This is a genomic window from Pseudonocardia ailaonensis, assembly GCF_039531635.1.
Lineage (GTDB): Bacteria > Actinomycetota > Actinomycetes > Mycobacteriales > Pseudonocardiaceae > Pseudonocardia > Pseudonocardia ailaonensis.
In genome coordinates, this window is sequence record NZ_BAAAQK010000001.1 from 445,239 (window position 1) to 464,412 (window position 19,174).

The 19,174-nt window shown below is 72.2% G+C and carries 16 protein-coding genes and 3 pseudogenes; 9 read left to right on the forward strand and 10 right to left on the reverse strand.

Annotated elements, in window-relative coordinates:
- From ABD324_RS01915 to ABD324_RS01925, 3 genes are read right to left on the reverse strand one after another with little or no spacing between them, the layout of a single operon-like run.
- Complete coding sequence (locus ABD324_RS01915; protein ID WP_344411750.1) at nucleotides 1-1,617, reverse strand: (2,3-dihydroxybenzoyl)adenylate synthase; 1,617 nt, start codon at nucleotides 1,615-1,617, stop codon at nucleotides 1-3.
- A 2-nt stretch (nucleotides 1,618-1,619) separates the two neighbouring features.
- The gene (gene panD / locus ABD324_RS01920) at nucleotides 1,620-2,033 is read right to left on the reverse strand and encodes an aspartate 1-decarboxylase (protein ID WP_344411751.1); all 414 of its coding nucleotides are present in this window, start codon (nucleotides 2,031-2,033) and stop codon (nucleotides 1,620-1,622) included.
- 56 nt (nucleotides 2,034-2,089) lie between these two features.
- Nucleotides 2,090-2,329, reverse strand: a complete 240-nt coding sequence (locus tag ABD324_RS01925) for an MbtH family protein (protein ID WP_344411752.1) — start codon at nucleotides 2,327-2,329, stop codon at nucleotides 2,090-2,092.
- 242 nt (nucleotides 2,330-2,571) lie between these two features.
- Between ABD324_RS01925 and ABD324_RS01930 the strand changes: the two genes are divergently transcribed.
- Genes ABD324_RS01930 through ABD324_RS01940 form a run of 3 tightly spaced genes read left to right on the forward strand, consistent with a single transcriptional unit; the run spans nucleotide 2,572 to nucleotide 6,874 of the window.
- Nucleotides 2,572-3,396, forward strand: a complete 825-nt coding sequence (locus ABD324_RS01930) for an ABC transporter ATP-binding protein (protein WP_425565706.1) — start codon at nucleotides 2,572-2,574, stop codon at nucleotides 3,394-3,396.
- A 14-nt stretch (nucleotides 3,397-3,410) separates the two neighbouring features.
- Complete coding sequence (locus ABD324_RS01935) at nucleotides 3,411-5,090, forward strand: ABC transporter transmembrane domain-containing protein (RefSeq protein WP_425565707.1); 1,680 nt, start codon at nucleotides 3,411-3,413, stop codon at nucleotides 5,088-5,090.
- Nucleotides 5,087-6,874: an ABC transporter ATP-binding protein gene (locus tag ABD324_RS01940; RefSeq protein WP_344411754.1), complete on the forward strand. Its 1,788-nt coding sequence runs from the start codon at nucleotides 5,087-5,089 to the stop codon at nucleotides 6,872-6,874. The genes ABD324_RS01935 and ABD324_RS01940 overlap by 4 nt, the downstream gene beginning before the upstream one ends.
- Nucleotides 6,875-6,904: 30 nt before the next feature.
- Here ABD324_RS01940 and ABD324_RS01945 read toward each other — a convergent pair whose 3' ends face one another.
- Nucleotides 6,905-7,702 (reverse strand): metal-dependent transcriptional regulator, encoded by a 798-nt coding sequence (locus ABD324_RS01945; RefSeq protein ID WP_344411755.1) that lies wholly within the window; start codon nucleotides 7,700-7,702, stop codon nucleotides 6,905-6,907.
- A gap of 6 nt (nucleotides 7,703-7,708) precedes the next feature.
- A complete protein-coding gene (locus tag ABD324_RS01950; RefSeq protein ID WP_344411756.1) occupies nucleotides 7,709-8,668 on the reverse strand; it encodes a methionyl-tRNA formyltransferase in 960 nt (319 codons plus the stop codon).
- Between the two features lie 129 nt (nucleotides 8,669-8,797).
- On the opposite strand from ABD324_RS01950, the gene ABD324_RS01955 reads away from it, so the two are divergent.
- The gene (locus ABD324_RS01955) at nucleotides 8,798-9,610 is read left to right on the forward strand and encodes a metal-dependent transcriptional regulator (RefSeq protein WP_344411757.1); all 813 of its coding nucleotides are present in this window, start codon (nucleotides 8,798-8,800) and stop codon (nucleotides 9,608-9,610) included.
- Nucleotides 9,611-9,744: 134 nt separating this feature from the next.
- Here ABD324_RS01955 and istA read toward each other — a convergent pair.
- Together istA and ABD324_RS01965 are read right to left on the reverse strand one after the other, a co-directional pair.
- Nucleotides 9,745-11,050: pseudogene (gene istA, locus ABD324_RS01960) on the reverse strand (IS21 family transposase).
- A gap of 9 nt (nucleotides 11,051-11,059) precedes the next feature.
- Entirely contained in the window at nucleotides 11,060-11,488 is a 429-nt protein-coding gene (locus ABD324_RS01965) for a hypothetical protein (protein WP_344411758.1), read from the reverse strand.
- 38 nt (nucleotides 11,489-11,526) lie between these two features.
- Here ABD324_RS01965 and ABD324_RS01970 point away from each other — a divergent pair.
- Nucleotides 11,527-12,355, forward strand: a pseudogene (locus tag ABD324_RS01970) (ribonucleotide-diphosphate reductase subunit beta); the annotation flags it as partial.
- Nucleotides 12,356-12,358: 3 nt separating this feature from the next.
- Here ABD324_RS01970 and ABD324_RS01975 read toward each other — a convergent pair.
- Nucleotides 12,359-13,174: a siderophore-interacting protein gene (locus ABD324_RS01975; protein WP_344411759.1), complete on the reverse strand. Its 816-nt coding sequence runs from the start codon at nucleotides 13,172-13,174 to the stop codon at nucleotides 12,359-12,361.
- 350 nt (nucleotides 13,175-13,524) lie between these two features.
- Between ABD324_RS01975 and ABD324_RS01980 the strand changes: the two genes are divergently transcribed.
- From ABD324_RS01980 to ABD324_RS01990, 3 genes are read left to right on the forward strand one after another with little or no spacing between them, the layout of a single operon-like run.
- Nucleotides 13,525-14,604, forward strand: a complete 1,080-nt coding sequence (locus ABD324_RS01980) for an ABC transporter ATP-binding protein (protein WP_344411760.1) — start codon at nucleotides 13,525-13,527, stop codon at nucleotides 14,602-14,604.
- Entirely contained in the window at nucleotides 14,601-16,343 is a 1,743-nt protein-coding gene (locus ABD324_RS01985; protein WP_344411761.1) for an ABC transporter ATP-binding protein, read from the forward strand. Before ABD324_RS01980 ends, ABD324_RS01985 begins: the two co-directional genes overlap by 4 nt.
- An 11-nt stretch (nucleotides 16,344-16,354) precedes the next feature.
- Complete coding sequence (locus ABD324_RS01990) at nucleotides 16,355-16,990, forward strand: TetR/AcrR family transcriptional regulator (protein ID WP_344411762.1); 636 nt, start codon at nucleotides 16,355-16,357, stop codon at nucleotides 16,988-16,990.
- A gap of 36 nt (nucleotides 16,991-17,026) precedes the next feature.
- Here ABD324_RS01990 and ABD324_RS01995 read toward each other — a convergent pair.
- Together ABD324_RS01995 and ABD324_RS02000 are read right to left on the reverse strand one after the other, a co-directional pair.
- Nucleotides 17,027-17,631, reverse strand: a pseudogene (locus tag ABD324_RS01995) (5-methyltetrahydropteroyltriglutamate--homocysteine S-methyltransferase); the annotation flags it as partial.
- A gap of 742 nt (nucleotides 17,632-18,373) precedes the next feature.
- Nucleotides 18,374-18,688, reverse strand: a complete 315-nt coding sequence (locus ABD324_RS02000; RefSeq protein ID WP_344411763.1) for a hypothetical protein — start codon at nucleotides 18,686-18,688, stop codon at nucleotides 18,374-18,376.
- A 157-nt stretch (nucleotides 18,689-18,845) separates the two neighbouring features.
- Between ABD324_RS02000 and ABD324_RS02005 the strand changes: the two genes are divergently transcribed.
- Nucleotides 18,846-19,133, forward strand: a complete 288-nt coding sequence (locus tag ABD324_RS02005) for a hypothetical protein (RefSeq protein WP_344411764.1) — start codon at nucleotides 18,846-18,848, stop codon at nucleotides 19,131-19,133.
- The last annotated feature ends 41 nt before the right edge of the window (nucleotides 19,134-19,174 follow it).

Below are 19,174 nucleotides of genomic sequence, written 5' to 3' on the forward strand. Positions count from 1 at the left end.
CTACGACTGGCGCTGCAGCAGCTTGCTGATCTTGCCCATCGCCGTCCGCGGGAACTCCGCGACGACCTCGACCACGTCGGGCATCTTGTAGGCGGCCAGGCCGCGCTCGCGCAGGTGCCTGCGGACCACGGCCAGCGTCAGCGTCGACGGGTCGACACCCTCGCGGGGCACGAGGTAGGCCTTGACCCGCTCCCCCAGCACTCGGTCGGCGACGCCGACCACCGAGACGTCGTGGACGCCGTCGAGCGCGAGGACAAGGTTCTCGACCTCCTCGGGCGCAACCTTCTCCCCGCCGCGGTTGATCTGGTCCTTCGACCGGCCGACAACGGTGAGGTAACCGATCTCATCCCGCGAGACGATGTCGCCCGTGCGGTAGAACCCGTCCTCGGTGAAGGCCGCGGCGTTCAGCTCGGGTGCGCGGAAGTAGCCGCGGATCGTCGACGGGCCGCGGGTGAGCAGGTGCCCGGGAGTACCGGGGGCGACCGGCGAGCCGTCGTCGTCCAGGACGAGCAGCTCGTCGCCGGGTGAGACGGGCAGGCCCTGGCAGGTCGCACTCCGCTCCTCGTCGACGTCGAGCCTGTTGTAGTTCACCAGGCCCTCGGCCATGCCGAAGCCCTGCTGCAGGATCGCCCCCAGCTCGGGGCCGACCCGACGGGCGGCCTCCGCGCTGAGCTTCGCCCCGCCCACGTGCAGGGAGTGGAGGCTCGACAGGTCGAACCTCTCCCGCCTCGAGGAGTTCAGCCACGCCAGAAGCAGCGGCGGGACCACCGACGCCTGCGTGACCCCGTGCCGCTCGATGAGCGGGAAGACGGTGTCCGGGCTGCCGTCGGGCGCGAGCACGACGGTCCCACCGGCCGCGAGGACCCCCAGGAAACCGGGTGACCGCACGGCCATGCTGTGACAGACCGGCACTGCGATGAGCTGCACGGAGTGCGCCCCGATCCCGCAGAGCGGGATGCTCAGCCGCACCGAGTGCCCGTAGGTCTCGTGGGTGTGTGGGATCAGCTTGGGGCGCCCCGTGGTGCCGCCGGAGGTCTGCAGGAGTGCGATGTCCCGCGGCGACGAGCGACGCTCGTGGGCGAGGGGTGCGTGGGCCAGCAGGCGGTCCAGCTCGGGGCCACCGCCGTCCGGGTCCAGCACGACCGCGCGGAGTCCGGGCCGGCCCGCGGCGAGCTCGGCCGCCAGCCCGGCGAGGTCGGCACCGTCGTGTACCGCGACCGTGACGTAGGCCCGCGCCCCGGTGAGCTCGACGAACTGGGTGATCTCGGTGCGCCGGTGGGCCGCGGGTGCGAAGGTCGGAACGGCGCCCAGCTCCCACAGCGCGTACACGACCACGATGAACGAGGGCACGTTCGGCAGGTGCACCACGACCCGGTCACCGCGGCCGACGCCGAGCTCGGCGAGGCCGGCGGCGACCCGCAGGACGCGGTCACCGAGCTCCGCGTAGCTCACGGCCTCGTCGCCGGCGACGAGCGCGGTCCGTTCCGGATGGCGGGCCACGGAGGCGAACAGCGGTTCCGCAAGGGTCTCGTCCGTCCAGTACCCGGCGCGCCGGTATCCCTCGGCGATCTCGCTCGGATAGGGCACGAAACCGTCGAGCACGAACGGTTCGCACATCGCTAGACGCCCCGCGACGAGACCTGGTCGACCGCCCCGGGGACCGGCTCCGCCGGGTCCTGCCCGAGTGCGACGACCCGATTGTTCTCGTCGACGTGCACGACGCGCGGGTCGTGGACGAGTAGCTCGTCCACCTCCGCGAGCAGGTAGGACATGATGATGACCAGGTCTCCGGGCTTCACCAGGTGTGCCGCGGCACCGTTGATGCAGATACTGCCCGATCCCGCGGCGCCCGTGATGACGTAGGTCTCGATGCGGGCGCCGTTGGTGATGTCGACGACCTGCACCTTCTCTCCCTCGACCAGCCCGGCTGCCCGGACGAGGTCCTCGTCGATGGTGATCGACCCGACGTAGTGCAGGTCGGCCTGGGTGACGGTGGCGCGGTGGATCTTGCTGCCGAGCACGGTGCGGAGCATCGAACGGCCTCTCTCGTCTTCCGGTCGTGGGTGCGCTGAGTGGTTCAGCCGGTGGTTCAGCTGTGGGCGTTCTCGTGCTGCGCGATGACGTCGCGCAGGGACTTCGGGCGCAGGTCGGTCCAGTTCTCGTCGATCCAGGCGAGCACCTCGGGGCGCGGGCGGCCGTCCGGGCCGCCGAAGGCGACCGTCCACCCGCCGGGCACCGGCTTGAACGTGGGCCAGAGCGAGTACTGCTCCTCGTGGTTCACGAGCGCGAAGAAGGTGCCCTCGTCGTCGTCGAACGGGTTCTTCGCCATCGGCGTCTCCTTGCGGTCAGGGGCGCGTGCGCGGTCGGACGCACGCGGAAGTGCCCTCTGGTCGGCCACCGGCGCGGACCCGGCGGGGCGCGCGGAAGGCCCGGAGGGCATCGTGCGTGATGTCGTGAGGCGACTCTCAGGGACGGTAACAGCCTGGGTTAGTTTAGGCTAAGTTTCGTCCTTGTTGCCTGTCTCACCCGAAGGATCCCGATTTGCCCGACGCCGGACCGGAACCCGCGCTCCTGCCCGCAGCCCGTCGCGACGCTGCGGCCCCCGTTGGGGAGTCTCGGCTGCGTGTCGCCTCCGCGACCCTGGGCTACGACCGGCGGGTCATCTCGCAGCAGCTCACCGTGTCGATCCCGGACGAGTCGTTCACGGTGATCGTCGGACCCAACGCCTGCGGCAAGTCCACCCTGCTCCGGGGCCTGTCCCGGCTGCTGCGGCCCTCCGCCGGGCAGGTGGTCCTCGACGGCGCGGACATCCACGGCTACCGGGCGAAGGAGGTGGCGCGCCGCATCGGGCTGCTGCCGCAGTCCTCGACCGCGCCCGACGGGATCACCGTCGCCGATCTCGTCTCTCGGGGCCGGTACCCGCACCAGAAGCTGGTACGGCAGTGGACCGAGGCGGACGAGCGGGCCGTGCTCCGGGCCATGGAGGCCACCTCGGTGCGCGAGCTCTCGACCCGACTCGTCGACGAGCTGTCCGGGGGACAGCGCCAGCGGGTGTGGATCGCGATGGCGCTCGCCCAGGAGACCGGCATCCTGCTTCTCGACGAGCCGACCACCTTCCTGGACATCACCCACCAGATCGAGCTGCTCGAGCTCTTCACCGACCTTCACCTGGCCGGCCGCACCCTGGTCGCGGTCCTGCACGACCTGAACCACGCCGCGCGGTACGGCACCCACCTGATCGCCATGAAGGACGGCGCCGTCGTCGCCGAGGGCGCCCCGGTGGACATCGTTACGGCCGAGCTCGTCGAAGAGGTGTTCGGGCTACGCTGCCTGGTCGTCCCCGATCCGGTCTCCGGCACCCCCTCGGTCGTCCCCCTGGGCCGGGAGCGGTCGTGACCACACCGGATCCCGTGCCCGTGACGGGCACCGCGGTGCTGCGCGGCGCGATTCTCGAGCAGCGGCGCGACGTGGCCCTGAGCTCGCTGCTCGCGGCCGGCCAGCAGGCCGGCTCGGCGCTGGTGCCGGTGCTGATCGGGGTGATCGTCGACGTCGCGGTGACCAGCGGATCGCCCGGCCTGCTGATCCTCTGGATCGGGGTGCTCGCCGCGAACTTCGTCGTCCTGTCGTACTCCTACCGGTTCAGCGTCCGAGCGGCCGAGCGAGCCGCGGAGTACGCCGAGCACGATCTGCGCCTGCGGCTGACCCACCGGGTGCTGCACGCGGGTGGCGGCGCCGACGCCGGGCGGCTCTCCGGTGAGCTGGTGAACATCTCGACCAGCGATGCCAAGCGGGTCGGCACGGCGAACGTGGTGGTGCCGTTCGGACTGGCCGCGATCGTCGCGGTGCTGGTCAGCGCCGCCGTGCTCCTGACGATCTCGGTGCCGCTCGGACTGCTCGTGCTGCTCGGCACTCCCCCGCTGCTGCTCCTGACCCACTACGCGAGCAAGCCACTGGAGCGACGCAGCGAGGCCGAACAGGCGCGCGCGGCCCACGCCTCGGGGGTGGCCGCGGACCTCGTGGCCGGCCTGCGGGTGCTCAAGGGGCTCGGCGCCGAGCGCACCGCGGTCCAGCGCTACCGCCGCACCAGTCAGGAGTCGCTCGTCGCGACCCTGCGCACCGCACAGGCGTACGCCGCCCAGGGCGGGGTCGTGGAGACGTCATCCGGCGTGTTCATCGCGGTCGTCGCCCTGGTCGGCGGAGTGCTCGCCGCGGACGGCGCGATCAGCGTGGGCGAGCTGGTCTCCACCGTGGGACTGGCCCTGTTCCTGCAGATCCCGCTGTCCACGACCGGCTGGACGACCATCGAGTTCGCCCAGGCCCGCGCGTCGGCCGCCCGGATCGCGGCAGTGCTCTCCGCGCCGCCCGCGGTGCCGCCCGGGGCGGGCACCGCACGACAGCCGGTGCGCGGCGGGCTACGGCTGCGCGGCGTGACGCACGAGGGCCTGCACGGCGTCGATCTCGACGTGGCGCCCGGCGAGCTGCTCGGGATCGTCTCTCCCTCCCCCGCCATCGCCCGTGCCCTGCTCGCCTGCCTCGCCCGCGAGACCGATCCCGAGACGGGGACCGTCGAGCTCGACGACGTGCCGCTGGCCGGTCTGGACCCGGCCGCCGTACGGGCCGCGGTCCTCGTCGCGACCCACGACGCCGTCCTCTTCGCCGGGACCCTCCTGGAGAACGTCACCGCCACCGGCGCCGCGGACATCACCGCCGCACTCGTGGCGGCGGCCGCCGACGAGGTGGCCGACAGCCTGCCCGACGGTGTCGACAGCACCGTCGGCGAGCAGGGCAGCTCGCTGTCCGGCGGGCAGCGCCAGCGGGTGGCGCTGGCCAGGGCGCTCGCCGCCGACCGCTCGGTGCTCGTGCTGCACGACCCGACCACGGCCGTCGACTCCGTCACGGAGTCCCGGATCGCCGGGGCCCTGCGGCGCGTCCGCCGCGGGCGCACCACCGTCGTGGTGACGACCAGCCCGGCGCTCCTCGCCGTCACCGACCGGGTGATCCTCCTCGACGGGGACGGGGTGCGGTGCGAGGGCCGGCACGCCGATCTCGTCGAATCCCGTTCCGACTACCGGGAGACGGTGCTGACGTGAGCGACACGGTGGACACCACGAGCCCCCTTCCGGGCGGGCGCGAGCTGCTCCCGGTGGCTACCGCCGCGGATACCCGCGCGGCCGTCGGCCGCCTCCTACGCCCCCACCGGTGGCGAGCCGTCGTGACGCTGGCCGTGCTGGTCGCCGGCAGCGCGGTCGCGCTGCTGGTGGCCCCGCTGCTCGGGCGGATCGTCGACGTCGTGGTCGCCGGCGCGGGCTCGGCCGCCGTCGTCGGCCCCGCCGTCCTCATCGCGGTGGTCGCGGTGGTCGCGGGGCTGCTCACGACCGTGGGTATGTCGCTGCTCGTCGGTCTCGGCGAGCGGCTGCTGGCCCGCCTTCGCGAGCAGTTCGTCGACCGGGCGCTCGCGCTCCCCCTGGAGCAGGTGGAGAGGGCGGGCGGCGGCGACCTGACCGCGCGGGTCACCGGCGACGTCGCCGTCGTCGGCGAAGCGGTTCGCGGCGCCGTACCGAAGCTCGCCCGGGCCGGCCTGACGATCGTGCTGACGCTGCTGGCCATGGGGGCGCTGGACTGGCGGTTCCTGGTCGTCGCGCTGCTGGCGGTCCCGATCCAGATCCACACCGCGCGCTGGTACGTCCGCAACGCCGGGCCCGTCTACGCCCGGCAACGGGTCGCCGAGGGCGGGCTACAGCAGCAGCTCCTCGACACCGTGGGCGGGGCCGCGACCGTGCGCGCGTTCCTCCTCGCCGACGACCACGTCGACCGGGTCCGCGGGCGTTCGCTCACCGCCGTCGACCTCGTCCTGCGCGGGATCCGCCTCATGACCCGCTTCTACGCGCGGCTCAACCTGGCCGAGTTCGTCGGGCTCGCCGCGGTGCTCGTGACAGGGTTCCTCCTGGTCGGCAACGGCTCGGTCACCGCGGGCACCGCCACCGCGGCGGCGCTGTACTTCCACTCCCTCTTCGGGCCGATCAGCAGTGCGCTCGTCACGATCGACGAGGCGCTCTCCGCGGGCGCGAGCCTGGCTCGCATCGTCGGCGTGGCCGAGCTGCCGGCGCCGGGCGAGCCGCAGCACAGAGCACTCCCCATGGACGGCTCGGTGAAGGTCGCGGACGTGCACCACGCCTACCGCGCGGACCGTCCTGTGCTGCACGGCGTCGACCTCGACATCGGGGCGGCCGAACGGGTGGCACTGGTCGGGGCGAGCGGGGCCGGCAAGACCACGCTGGCCAAGCTGATCGCCGGGGTGCATCGACCGACCGGCGGATCGATCAGCCTGGGTGGCGTCGGGCTCGACGAGCTCGGCCCCGAGCTGGCCCGGCGCACCGTCGTGCTGGTCACCCAGGAGGTGCACGTGTTCGCCGGCACTCTGGCCGACGACCTACGGCTGGCACGCCCGGATGCCACCGAGGCGCAGCTTCGGGAGGCCCTGTCCACCGTGGGTGCGCTCGGCTGGGCCGACGCGCTGCCCGACGGCCTCGACACCGCCGTGGGCGAGGGTGCGCACACGCTCAGCGTGACCCAGGCGCAACAGCTCGCACTGGCCCGGCTGGTCCTGGCCGATCCCCCGGTGGCGATCCTGGACGAGGCCACCGCCGAGGCCGGCAGCGCGGGCGCCCGGGTGCTCGAGGCCGCAGCCACGCGGGCGCTGGCCGGGCGGACCGGGCTCCTGGTGGCGCACCGGATGACCCAGGCCGCTACCGCCGACCGCGTGGTCGTGCTGGATACAGGACGCCTCGTGGAGATCGGCCACCACGACGAGCTGGTGGCGGCCGGCGGGCGCTACGCCGCCCTGTGGGAGGCGTGGTCGGCCACCAGGACCTGACCCTCGGCTCCACGGAGGACAGACCTCGGTCTACCGTGCCGGTTCCGAGGTCCTCCTCGCAAAGGATGCCTGGTAGGGACGCCCGTCCACCTCGTCGACGAGGAGGTGGACCGCGTCCGCGCGGCCGATGTCGACACAGCCCGCATCGGTCCGGATCCGGACCGATGCGGGGCCGGGCGACACCTCCACCTCACGGCCCGGGATCGCCCCGATCTCCCAGGCGTGGACCAGGAACGGCTGGTTGTCCTGCAGCCGCTCGGACAGCGTCCGGATCCTGGTCGTGGTGCGCCCCCGATGGAGGATCTCCGCCAGGGACACATGGCGCTCCATCGGCGGGACCGCCTCCGACCGACGACCGAACAGCGCCGCGAGACCGGGCACCGGATTGCCGTAGGGCGAGGTGTCGGCAGCCGAGAGCAGCGCCACCACTCGCCGCTCGACCTCGTCGCTGATCACATGCTGCCAGCGCCGCGCCTCCTGATGGGCAAGCGGCCACTCCAGCCCGACGATCTCCACCAGGAAGCATTCGACGAGCCGGTGCTTCCGCACCACCGGGATCGCCTGGGCCTGGCCGAGAAGCGTGAGAACGACCGGTCGCCGCGGGCCGGTGTCGACGAGGTTGCTCTCGAGGAGCCGGGCGACGTTCTGCGCGACGGTTGCCGGGTTCGCACCCAGTTCGCGACGGATCGTGTCGCGGGTGAGACCGGCGCCGGCGACCTCGTCGGCCTCGAAGAGCCTCTGGATGTAGGTCTCGGTGACGTTGATCAGCGGCCGGTTCCCGGTGGTCGTCGACCGGCAGGCCGCATTTCTCCTACGGGACAAGGACACGTCCTGTCAGTGATCGCCGGTCGGATGGGAAGTGAGGTAGCCGCCCATGTACGGGAAGTAGTCCACGGCATCGAGCTCGGTGCCGTCGTCGAGCCGCACGCGGTCGATCCGCAGCCCGGTGTTCGCGCCCCGCCGGGAGTCCGCCCCCGCCACGATGACGACCCCACGGCCCTCCCGGATGAAGACCCGCCCCGGGGTGCCGCCGTAGGCCTTCTCGGTCTCGCGCGCGGCGAGGATCCGCAGCCGGGTGGTGCCGTGGTAGCAGTACGAGTTCGGGTACGGGTCCACCTGCGCGCGCACGAGGTTGAACAGCTCCCGGGCGCTCCAGGTGAAGTCGATCCGGTTCTCCTCCTCGGTGCGGCGGTGGAAGTAGGAGGCGACCCTGCGGTCCTGCGGCGCCCAGTCGCGGCGGCCCTCGGCGATCAGCGCCAGCGCGTCCACCGTGATGGGGCCGAACATGGCCAGCGTGCGGTCGAACAGCTCGACGATCGTGTCGTCCTCGGTGATCACCGTGGCCCGCTGCAGGACGACGTCCCCGGCGTCGAACTCGGCGTTCATCATGTGGGCGGTGACGCCGACCTCGGGCTCGTCGTTGATCAGCGCCCAGTTCAGGGGGGCGAAGCCGGCGTAGGCCGGGAGCAGCGCGTCGTGCACGTTGAGCGTGCCGAGGCGCGGGATCGAGAACACCTCCGGCGGCAGCCAGGTCCTCCAGTTGGACACGACCATGATGTCCGCCTCGGCCGCGGCGATGGCGGCCTTGACCTCGTCGTCCGTAGCCCGGTTGCGGACCAGCGTCGGGATGCCGTGGTCCGCGGCGAGCTCCGCCACGGACTCGTTGAAGATCTTCTCGTAGGCGTTGTCGCTGTCCGGGTGGGTGACAATCAGCGGCACCTCGTGCCCGGCGGCGAGGATCGCCTCGATCGTCCGGCGGCCCCAGGTCATGTAGCCGAACGCCACGACCCTCACGATCGGATCCCGCTGTCGATCAGAGCGACATCACCAACATACATGAGCGACCCCGAGCATCTGTGAGAGTTAGGCCAACCAACCCTAAGTGATATCATGGTCAAAACCAACATACGAGGCAGAGCTCTCATGAAGGAGTATTCCGGACAGGCGCGACGGTATCTGCAGGTCGTCTACGAGCTTGCGGAGGACGGTGAGCGGTCGACCCGCGCCGAGATCGTCCACCGCACCAGACGGAGCTACGGGACGGTCGGCCCGGCGATCTCGGAGCTGGGACGAGTCGGCCTACTGGATCTCGATGACCCCCGGACCGTCCGCCTCACCGCCGACGGCCTGTCCGTCGCCCTCGCCACGACCCGGACCCACCGGGTACTCGAGTGTTTCCTCGCCGACGTCGTCGGGCTCGACTGGGCGCTGCTGCACACCGAGGCGCTCCGCTGGCAGCGGGTCGTCAGCGCACAGGCCGAAGCGCGGATCTCGGCGCTGCTCGGCGACGATCCGGTGTCCCCGTTCGGCAGCCCCATCCCGACCACCGACGACATCGCCAGGGGCGGAGACTCCGGCACCCTGGCGTCGATAGACCTTCCGCTCCTGAGCTACACCGTCGATCTCCGACGACGCCCCACCGCGCTACGCCGGCTCGTCCAGGTGCCGAACGGGGCGCGGCTGCGCATCACGCGCGTCACCGAGGACCTGCAGTCCGATCCCACCCTGCTCCGGGAGCTGTCGCGCACCGGCCTCATCCCCGGCCGACATCTCGACGGCGTCCGCCGCCGTCCCGACGGAACGGTCGAGGTGAGCACCGCAGACGGCGCAGTAGTCGAGATCGACCAGAAGGCGGCGCGAGGGCTGCGGGTCGAGCCGGAGGCGAACCGGCCAGGACAACACACCGGGATGCTGCCGACCGATCTCCGCCAGCCGATCCGGAGCTCGGTCGGGTAAGCGCTTCCTCCCAGCAGCGCCCGATGGTCGGGGTCTTCAGAACTCGGGCGAGGTAGGCGAGCATCAAGGCAGCCCGTCTGCCGGTGTCGATCTCCCCGGTGCTGCTGTCGTGGTCGTCGCCGTTGTGGTCGCGGTCATGGGTTGCTCACTTCTGCCGCTGGCGCGGCTGCCGGATCCGTTGCAGCACTTGAGGTCGTCGGGGTGGTCGGGTTGAAGTCGACGCCGAACAGGACGTCGTAGTCAGGCAGGGCGCGGATCACCACCGCGTGGCCGTCGCTGTGGCGCCGTGGCCCGTTCTGTGCGGCGCGTTGCTGGGCCCGTCGTTGTTCGGCCAGCGCCAGGCGCATCTCTCGGGCGGTCGCGACGTGAGCGGGGTCGGTGATCACCCTGTGGCGGGCCCAGCTGCGGTCATGGCTCGCGACGAGCTCGCGGTCGCAGAACGCCTCGGCGGTGGTCGGCGAGGCGAGGACGTCGACGAAGCGCCCGATCACCCGCGGGTCCACGGAGTAGTCGTTGCCATCGACGCGCACGTAGTAGTCGCGAGCGAGCCGGATCCGCAGGGGGAGCCCGACCTGCGGATCCAGTGGCGGCAACGGGGTCATGGCCTGGCGGCCGGTCTCGAGCAGGTCCACCGGGCGGGCGCCGATGGCCCGGACCGTGCGGGTGTTCGCCCGGGCCAGCCACTCTCCGAGCTGGGCGTTGAAGTCCGCCGGAGACGTGAAGAATTGCCCGGGCAGGACCGAGGTCTCCAGGAAGCCGTTGTTGCGCTCGACCATGCCCTTGAACTCCGGATCCCGCGGTGGGGCCAGGCGGATCCTGGTGGCCAGCGCACGCCGCGGCGGCGGGCGTGAGCTTCCCGCTGCCCCGATCGCCGACTCCCGGTCCCAGACCAGCGTCCTGGTCACTCTGCCCAGCTCGCTGATCAGCGCCCACATGCCCCAGAGCAGGTCACCGCCCTGGCGGGAGGGCAGCATCGTTGCGGACAGGAATCGGGAGAACGCCAGCGTCATCACCAGCACCGGCAGCACCCGGGCCTGCCCGGGCGCCACCGGGATCGGGGTCTCGGGGCACCACAGGTCGCATTGGGTGACCTCGCCGGGCTGGTAGACGACCCTGTCGACCGGGTCGATCCCCACGAACTCGGGACGGATACGGCGCAGCAGGTCCTTCAGCGTCGTCGCCGAGTCCGCCCAGCCGATCCGCTGCGCGATCACCGTCGCCGGCATCCTTGGGAACTCCACCAGCAACGCTGACCTGCGTCTCCACTCCATCGGCCAGTTTCGGCTGCGGCGCACGCTCGTACTTCGGTGGACGGTCGGACGACAACGCCGCCCGCACCGTGTTCCGGGAGATCCCCAGCCGCCGAGCCACCTCGCTGATCGACACACCTTCCGCCCGGTGCAGCCGTCGGATCGCCGCCCAGTCCTCCACACTGATCACCCTCCAAGATCATCGGAGGTGGTCAGTTTTCGCTCGTCGACACCTGTTCAGTTTCAGCCGGCGTCGACAGCAGCACGGACAGCAGTCGAGCACCACCGTTGTTCCCGGCCGCTGCGGCCGAACCGCCGCCAGGTAGCGCAGCACCATCGGCTCGACAAGCTCCGTGAGCTGCCTCGGCGGACGACGCTGGGCCAGCACATCCACCAGCAGGGCAACGGTCCGAGCCGCCGCCCGCAGAGCAGCCGGGTCAGGACGAACGTCCTCCGCCAAAGCAACGGCGGGCTCGTCGGAGTGCTTCCACTTCCCGTAGGACTGGCAAGGCTCCTGCAGCTCGGTTGTGTCCCACGCCACGATCCGCACTCGCGGAGGTCCCGGCTGGTCACGCCGCTGCTCCTTCGTGGGAGCGATCGGTGCGGTGCGGTCGTCGATCGTGGTCATCCTGAGCCTCCGCCTCGGCGAAGCCGGGCCTTTCGGCCCTGACAGCCGACGAGCGCACCATGCTCAAGCGCAACCTCGGCTTCTTCGCCACGGCGGAGTCCTTGGTGGCCAACAACATCGTGCTCGCGGAGTACCGCGACCTCACCAACCCGGAGTGCCGTCAGTACCTGCTGCGGCAGTCCTTCGAGGAGGCCGCGCACACCCACACGTTCCAGTACGTGTGCGAGAGCCTCGGCCTCGACGAGGGCGAGCTGTTCAAACCTGTACCGCGAGGTCCCCTCGATCACCGAGAAGGACGCCTGGGCGCTGCGCTACGCCCGGGCACTGTCCGACTCGGACTTCCGCACCGGCACCCCGGAGGCGGACCGGGCCTTCCTGCGCGATCTCGTGGCCTTCTACGTGGTATTCGAGGGCATGTGGTTCTACACCAGGTTCGCGCAGATCCCCTCGCTCGGGCGCCGCAACAAGATGGTGGGCATCGCCGAGCAGTACCAGTACATCCTGCGCGACGAGTCGATCCACCTGAACTTCGGCATCGACGTCATCACCATGATCAGGCACGAGTACCCGCACCTGTGGACGGCGGAGTTCGCAGACGAGATCCGCGAGGCCTGCGCGCTGGAGGTCGCCTACGCCCGCGACACCATGCCCCGCGGGATGCTCGGGCTGTCCGCGGAGCTGTGCGAGCAGTACCTGCATTTCGTCACGGACCGGCGCGCCGAGCAGATCGGGCGCGCCCCGCTCTTCGGCGAGACGGAGAACCCGTTCCCGTGGATGAGCGAGGCGATGGACCTGAAGAAGGAGAAGAACTTCTTCGAGACCCGGATCATCGAGTACCAGACCGGCGGCGGCCTGGACTGGGGCTGAACGTCAGGACGCGCGCCAGTAGCCGCAGAACATGATGTGCCCCTTCGGCACCCCGGCCCTGACCCAGTGCCGGCGCAGGCCGCTGGGCAGCTGCTGCTCGCCGACCGTCCAGCCGTAGAGCGGGGCGTCCGGGAGCGGGCGCGCGGAGGCGGCGGCCAGCGCGGCCGCGCCCGGACGGGCACCGTGGTCCGTGCGCACGATCCACTCCAGCTCGACGCCGGCGGGCACGGTGAGCTCTTGCCGGTCCCCGTCCGACGGGACCTCGATCGTGGCGCGGCCCGCGGCGGTGTCCGGCAGCGAGGCCAGAATCCCGGCCGCGGCGGGCAGCCCGCTCTCGTCGGCGACCAGCCACACCCGTTCGAGGGCCGGGTCCGGGTTGAAGCCGATCCCCTCGTCGAGCAGCGCGACGGGGCTGCCGGGCGCGCAGCTCGCGGCCCAGGTGGCACCCGGCCCCGCGGCCCCGCCCTCGTGCAGCACCACGTCGACATCGATCTCCGGGCCCTCGCTCCCCACCGCCCGGTACGCGCGCACGGTGTAGGCGCGCAGGGCGGGACGGGTGGCGCGGGGCAACCGCATGAACCGCGCGTACGACAGCGCGGTCAGCTTGTCCGGCAGCCCCTCCAGGCTGCCGCCGGGCACCGGCAGGAAGAGCCGGAACCACTGATCGAACCCCAGCGGGCGGAAGCGGTCCAGCTCCCCGCCGCCGAGCGTGACGCGCGCCAGGTTCGGCGAGATCCGCTCCCGGCGCACCACCCGCGCCGTGAGCAGCTCACTGACCTCCGGCGCGACCCGGGTGCTCCGCATGTTCGTCCTCGCCATGACGGCAGCTTAGTCAGATGAGGCTACCCAAAGCCAGACAGGCTGTTGTAAATTCACCGCCCGTCTAAGGAGGTGCCCATGACCGTCGCGGCAGACACCGTCGCACCACCGGCCCCGACCCCCGGACCAGCGCCCGATCCCAGGGCCACCGCGCGGCGCAAGGCGGCGGCACTGCGCGAGCTCCGCCGTCCCGTGGCCGGGACCATCCGGTTCGCGTGCGTGCTCGGGGCCGTCGGGGCGCTGTGCGCGCTCGTCCCGTTCGCGGGCCTGGCGGAGCTGGGCCGGCTGCTGCTCGCGCCGGGCCCCGTCGACACCGGGCGGCGGTCGTCGAGTTCGTCGGCGGGATCGCCGTGGTCAAGACCTTCGGCCGGGGCCGGCGCGCGCACGAGAGCTACCGGCGCGCCGCGGCGGACTTCGGCACCTCCTACGCCGACTGGGTCCGGCCGATGCTCACGCTCGAGGCGGTCAGCACCATGGCCGTCGGGGCGCCCGTCGTCGGGCTGGTGGGCACAGCCGGTGCGGTCTGGTTCGCCGCCGAGGGCTGGGTCACCCCGGTCGAGGCGCTCACCGGGATCCTGGTGGGGCTGGTCGTCCCGACGACGATCACTGCGCTCGGCTTCGGCGCCGCGAACCGGCGCACGGCCGCCGCGGCCGCGCTGCGCATCCACGACCTGCTCGCCACTCCGGAGCTGCCGGTCAGCGCCGCGCCGCGCACGCCGCAGGGCAACCGCGTCGAGTTCGACGATGTCCGGTTCGGCTACTCCGACGACGCCGAGGTGCTCCGCGGGGTGTCGCTGACCTGCGAGCCCGGCACCGTCACCGCGCTGGTGGGGCCGAGCGGCGCCGGCAAGTCCACGCTGGCCACCCTGCTGCCCCGGTTCCACGACGTGACCGGCGGGGCGGTGCGGATCGGCGGCGTCGACGTCCGGGAGATCGATCCGGCGGCGCTGCACCGGCACGTCGGGTTCGTACTGCAGGAGGTGCAGCTGGTGCACGGCACGGTCGCGGACAACGTCCGGCTCGGCCGCCCGTCGGCGTCGGGCGCGGAGATCGAGGCGGCCTGCCGGGCCGCCCACGTCCACGACCGGATCACCGCGCTCCCCCAGGGCTACGACACGCTCGACGCCCGGCTCTCCGGCGGCGAGGCCCAGCGCGTCTCGATCGCCCGCGCGCTGCTCGCCGACACCCCCGTCCTGGTCCTCGACGAGGCCACCGCCTTCGCCGATCCCGAGTCCGAGGCCGCCATCCAGGACGCGTTGTCCACACTGGCCACCGGCCGGACCGTGCTGGTAGTGGCGCACCGGCTGACCACGGTCACCGCGGCCGACCGGATCGTGGTGCTCGATGGCGGGCGGGTCGCGGAGAGCGGCGCCCATCCATCCCTGCTCGCGGCCGGCGGCCGCTACGCCCGGCTGTGGGAGTCGCAGTGATCGCCGACCTGCTCAGCCTGCTCGGCCCCGCCCACCGGCGGCGGCTGCACGCCTACTTCGCCTGGGTCGCGGCGTACGGCGTGCTGCAGGGCGTGGCCACCCTGCTGCTGGTGCCCGTGTTCCGGGACCTGCTCGCAGGCGACACCGCCGCGGCCCTGCGCGGGCTCGCGTTCGTGCTGGTCGCGGTACTGCTGACGTGCGTGGCGCACTACGTCCAGGCGATGCGCGGGTTCGCCGTGGCGATCATCGTGCTCACCACCATGCACGAGCGGCTGGGCGACCACGTGGTGACCCTGCCGCTGGGCTGGTTCTCCTCGGAGAAGATCGGGCGGCTCTCCCGGACGGCCACGGGTGGCACCACGATGGTCGCCGGGCTGTTCGCCCACCTGCTCACGCCCACGGTCACCGGCGTGGTCACGCCGGCCACGATCGCCGTCGGCACGCTGTTCCTCGACTGGCGCCTGACGCTGGCCGTGCTGGTCTGCACGCCGCTTCTGTACCTGGCGTTCCGCACCGGGGCTCGGCTCGTCGGCCGGGGCGACGAGCTCGACGACGCGGCCGCCGTCGCCTCCGCGAACCGAGTCGTGGAGTTCGCCCGCACCCAGCGGGTGCTGCGCGCCTTCGGCCGCGGCGCCGAGGGCTACGCCGCGCTCGACCAAGCGCTGGAGCACCAGCGCCGCACCGGCCGCAGGACTCTGGGCTACGCCGTGGTCGGCATCGTGCTGGGCGGGATCACCGTGCAGCTCACGTTCACCGCGCTGCTGGTCGTGGGAGTGGCTCTGGCGGTGTCCGGGCAGCTCGCGGTGGGCTCGGCCGTCGCGCTGATCGCGCTCGCCGCCCGGTTCACCGGCCCGCTCGCCGAGATCGGCGACTACGCCGGCGTGCTGCGGATGGCACGAAACGACCTGCGCCGGCTCACCGCCGTCCTCGAGGAGGAGCCGCTGCCCGAGGCCGCCTCGCCCGTGCCGCTCCCCGACCCCGGCGCGCTGGAGCTCGACGCCGTGACCTTCGGCTACGACGACACGCCCGTGCTGTCGGAGGTGTCCCTCCGCGTACCGCCGCGGAGCATGACGGCCCTGGTCGGGGCGTCGGGATCGGGCAAGACAACGGTCACCCGGCTCGTCGCGCGTTTCTGGGACGTCGACGCCGGCACCGTCCGGGTCGGCGGCGCCGACGTGCGGGACCAGCCCACCGAGCAGCTGATGGGCCAGCTCGCGCTGGTCTTCCAGGAGGTCTACCTGTTCGACGACACGCTGGAGGCCAACATCCGCGTCGGCCGGCCGGACGCCACCGGGGCCGAGGTCCGGGAGGCGGCGCGGCTCGCCGGGGTGCACGAGATCGTCGGGCGGCTGCCGGAGGGCTGGGCCACCCGCGTGGGCGAGGGCGGGACCGCGCTGTCCGGCGGCGAGCGGCAGCGGGTGTCGGTGGCCCGGGCGCTGCTCAAGGCGGCCCCGATCGTCCTGCTCGACGAGGCCACGGCCGCGCTCGACCCGGAGAACGAGCGGTACGTCACCGAGGCGCTGCGCGCGCTGGCCGAGCACAGCACCGTGCTGGTGATCGCGCATCGGCTGTCCACCGTCGTCGCGGCCGACCGGATCGTGGTGCTCGACGGCGGCGGGATCGCCGAGCACGGCACCCACGCCGAGCTGCTCGCCGCCGGCGGCCGCTACGCCGAGTTCTGGGCGTCCCGCTCCCGCGCGAAGGGCTGGCGGCTCACCGCCCGATCCTCGAGTCACTAGTCTCGGTATCCGTGCCCGCCCTCGGACGCCGCCCCGGGCGGCCCCCCTCGCTGACCCGCGAGGAGGTCGCCCGGGCGGCGCTGGCCGAGGGCTTCGACGGGCTGTCCATGCCGGGCGTGGCGCGCCGGCTCGGCGTCAGCCACTCCACGCTCTACCGCTATGTGACCGACCGGGCCGACCTGCTGGTCGCGGCGCTGGAGATCGCCGCCGACGAGCACGAGTGGCCCGCGCCGGACCTCCCGTGGCGCGCGCTGCTCGAAGCCTTCGCCGAGGCCCTCTGGGGGCTCGTCGACTCTCACCCCGGGATGGCCGAGGCGATCTACGGCATGACCTCGCTGCCGGACCGGGTCGTGGTCCTGCTCGCGGGCTACGCCACCCGGCTGCGGGAGCAGGGCTTCACCTCCCGCGACGCCGTGGTGGCGCTGGACTTCCTGGTGGACCTCACCTTCTCCACCGCGATCGCCATGCGCGGGCTCGACGCCGTCCAGGACACCCCCGCCGGCCCCCGCACCCGCCGCGACCTGCACCGCGAGTCCCTCCGCACCCTCTCCCCCGAGCTCGACGAGGACTCCACCTGGCGCGGGCGCGGCTGGTTCGACGACAAGCTCGCCATCATGCTCGACGGTTTGCAACTGAGGCTGTCCTGACGGGCCGGGCACCGCTGGCGCCCGGCCCGTCCGGGCTCACCCTGCGGCGCGGACCTCGCCCGCCGCGGCGACCAGGTTGCGCAGGGTCTCGATCGTCTCGGGCTCACCGCGCGTCTTGAGCCCGCAGTCCGGGTTTGCCCAGAGCCGGTCCCGGCCGAGGGCCTCCCAGGGCGGCCGTCAGCAGCGACACGATCTGCGCGACGCCCAGGACCTCGGGCGAGTGCACGTCGTACACCCCGGGGCCCAGGGCCCGCGGGACACCCGGGCCGAGGTCGGCCAGGACCTCCATCTTCGAGCGCGCCGCCTCCACGGTGGTGACGTCCGCGTCCAGCCCGTCGACCGCCCCCACCACCTCGCCAAACTCCGAGTAGCACAGGTGGGTGTGGATCTGGGTGGTGTCCGCGACCCCGCCGGGGCCAGGCGGAACGAGTCGACCGCCCAGTCCAGGTAGGACTGCTGGTCCGCTGCCCGCAGCGGCAGCAGCTCACGCAGGGCCGGCTCGTCCACCTGCACGATCCGCAGGCTGGCGGCCTCGAGGTCGCGCACCTCGTCGCGCAGCGCCAGGCCGACCTGCCGCGCGGTGTCCCCAGCGGCTGGTCGTCCCGGACGAACGACCAGGCCAGGATCGTAACCGGACCGGTCGACGCTCTCCGTCCGGCCGGGCCCCGACGGGGCCAGCGCCTTCAACTACCCGCTGATCTTCCTGCCCTTCATCAGCCCGGCCTTCGTCCCGACGGACTCGATGCCAGGCCCGGTCGCCTGGTTCGCGCAGCACCAGCCGGTGATCTCGATCGTCGACACCCTGCGTCCCTTTACGCCCAGCAACCGGTGGGCGGCGGGATCTGGGTCGCCCCGACGTGGCTGGGCGGGATCCTCGGCCTGGGTTACGTCCTGGCGCTCGTACGATTTCGCCAGACGGTGGACTGAGCGGGAGATCGCCTCCTCCGCCGGCAGTCGGCAGGCCCTACGTCCGCCGGTTCAGGCAAGAATGGGCGACAAGGCGCAGTTCGTCCTCCGATCGGGCGCCGCCGGTGGGCGGCCGGAACGCAGGCGCGGTAGGAGCGGTCGGAGACGGCCCAGTGGTGTGGATGGAACGCCATGGGGTCGCGATCTACGTCGGTGCCATCGCGGCGGGACCGCCGCCGGGCTGCCTGCACCCGCAGCCGGGCCGAGCCTGGGAGTGGCGATCAACCCGGTCTTCGGGGTACTGTTCTACGTCAACATCTTGTAGGTCCCGGCCCAAGGGCTGATGCGCTCGATGCGCGCCGGACGGTTTCTCACCGCGGCTCTGGTGGTCGACTTCGTCGTCGTCCCACTGGTCGTGGCCGCGATGGTTGGTTTCCTCCCTCCGATCAGGCCGTCCGCCTCGGTGTCCTGGTGGCGCTACTCGCACCATGCGTCGACCACCTGATCGTGTTCTCCGGCATTGCCGGGGGCAGCAGCCACTAGCTCCTGGCCGTGACCCCGCTGCTCCTGGTTGCCCAGATGGTGCTGCTGTCGGCGTTCCTCTGCCTGTTCCTCGGCTCGGGGCTGGCCGAGGTAGTCGAAATCGGCCCATTCATCGAGGCCTTCCTCGTGCTGATCGTCATTCCCGCTCGTCCTCGCCTCAACCACGCAGGCGTGGGCGGCGCGACATCGGAGCGGAGCCCGCTTCGCCGCCACCGCGAGTCGCACGATGGTGCAGGTGATGGTGGCCACGCTGCTGATCGTCGTCGCCTCGCAGGTCCCGTAACTCGACGACGACCTGTCCTCCGTCGCCGCCGTCATCCCGTTCTACGGCCCGCATCCTCGTGAACGTCCTCGCCACCGAACTCGGCGAACGGCTCGGGCGAGTGCGGCCGGGATCTCCGGCGGCGTGCGCTACCTCGAACACGTCGACGTGATCCACCGCGTCGCCTGGTCCGGCACCTGGCGCGTGCACCGGAGATCCTCGGCGACTCCTGGTACTCCACGACGTCCGGCCGCGGCGCCACCCGCACCGCCGACGCCGCCGACCGGCTCGCGGGCGCTGGGCGACCCCGGGTTCCCCGCCGCCCGCCGGATCACCGACATGGCGGACTCCTTCCGCTTCCTGCACCGGCGCATCCCCGAGCTGCTCGACGAGTGGAGCGCTCTGCACCCCGCTACGACCGAGCGGACCTGACGCCGAGCCTCGCCGACTTCGTCACAAGAGCCTTGTCGCCA

Excerpts from the sequence above, each read along its gene's own strand:
- ABD324_RS01915 (WP_344411750.1), bottom strand. The coding sequence starts at position 1,617 with ATGTGCGAACCGTTCGTGCTCGACGGTTTCGTGCCCTATCCGAGCGAG.
- panD (WP_344411751.1), bottom strand. The coding sequence starts at position 2,033 with ATGCTCCGCACCGTGCTCGGCAGCAAGATCCACCGCGCCACCGTCACC.
- ABD324_RS01925 (WP_344411752.1), bottom strand. The coding sequence starts at position 2,329 with ATGGCGAAGAACCCGTTCGACGACGACGAGGGCACCTTCTTCGCGCTC.
- ABD324_RS01955 (WP_344411757.1), top strand. The coding sequence starts at position 8,798 with ATGAAGGAGTATTCCGGACAGGCGCGACGGTATCTGCAGGTCGTCTAC.
- ABD324_RS01965 (WP_344411758.1), bottom strand. The coding sequence starts at position 11,488 with ATGACCACGATCGACGACCGCACCGCACCGATCGCTCCCACGAAGGAG.
- ABD324_RS01975 (WP_344411759.1), bottom strand. The coding sequence starts at position 13,174 with ATGGCGAGGACGAACATGCGGAGCACCCGGGTCGCGCCGGAGGTCAGT.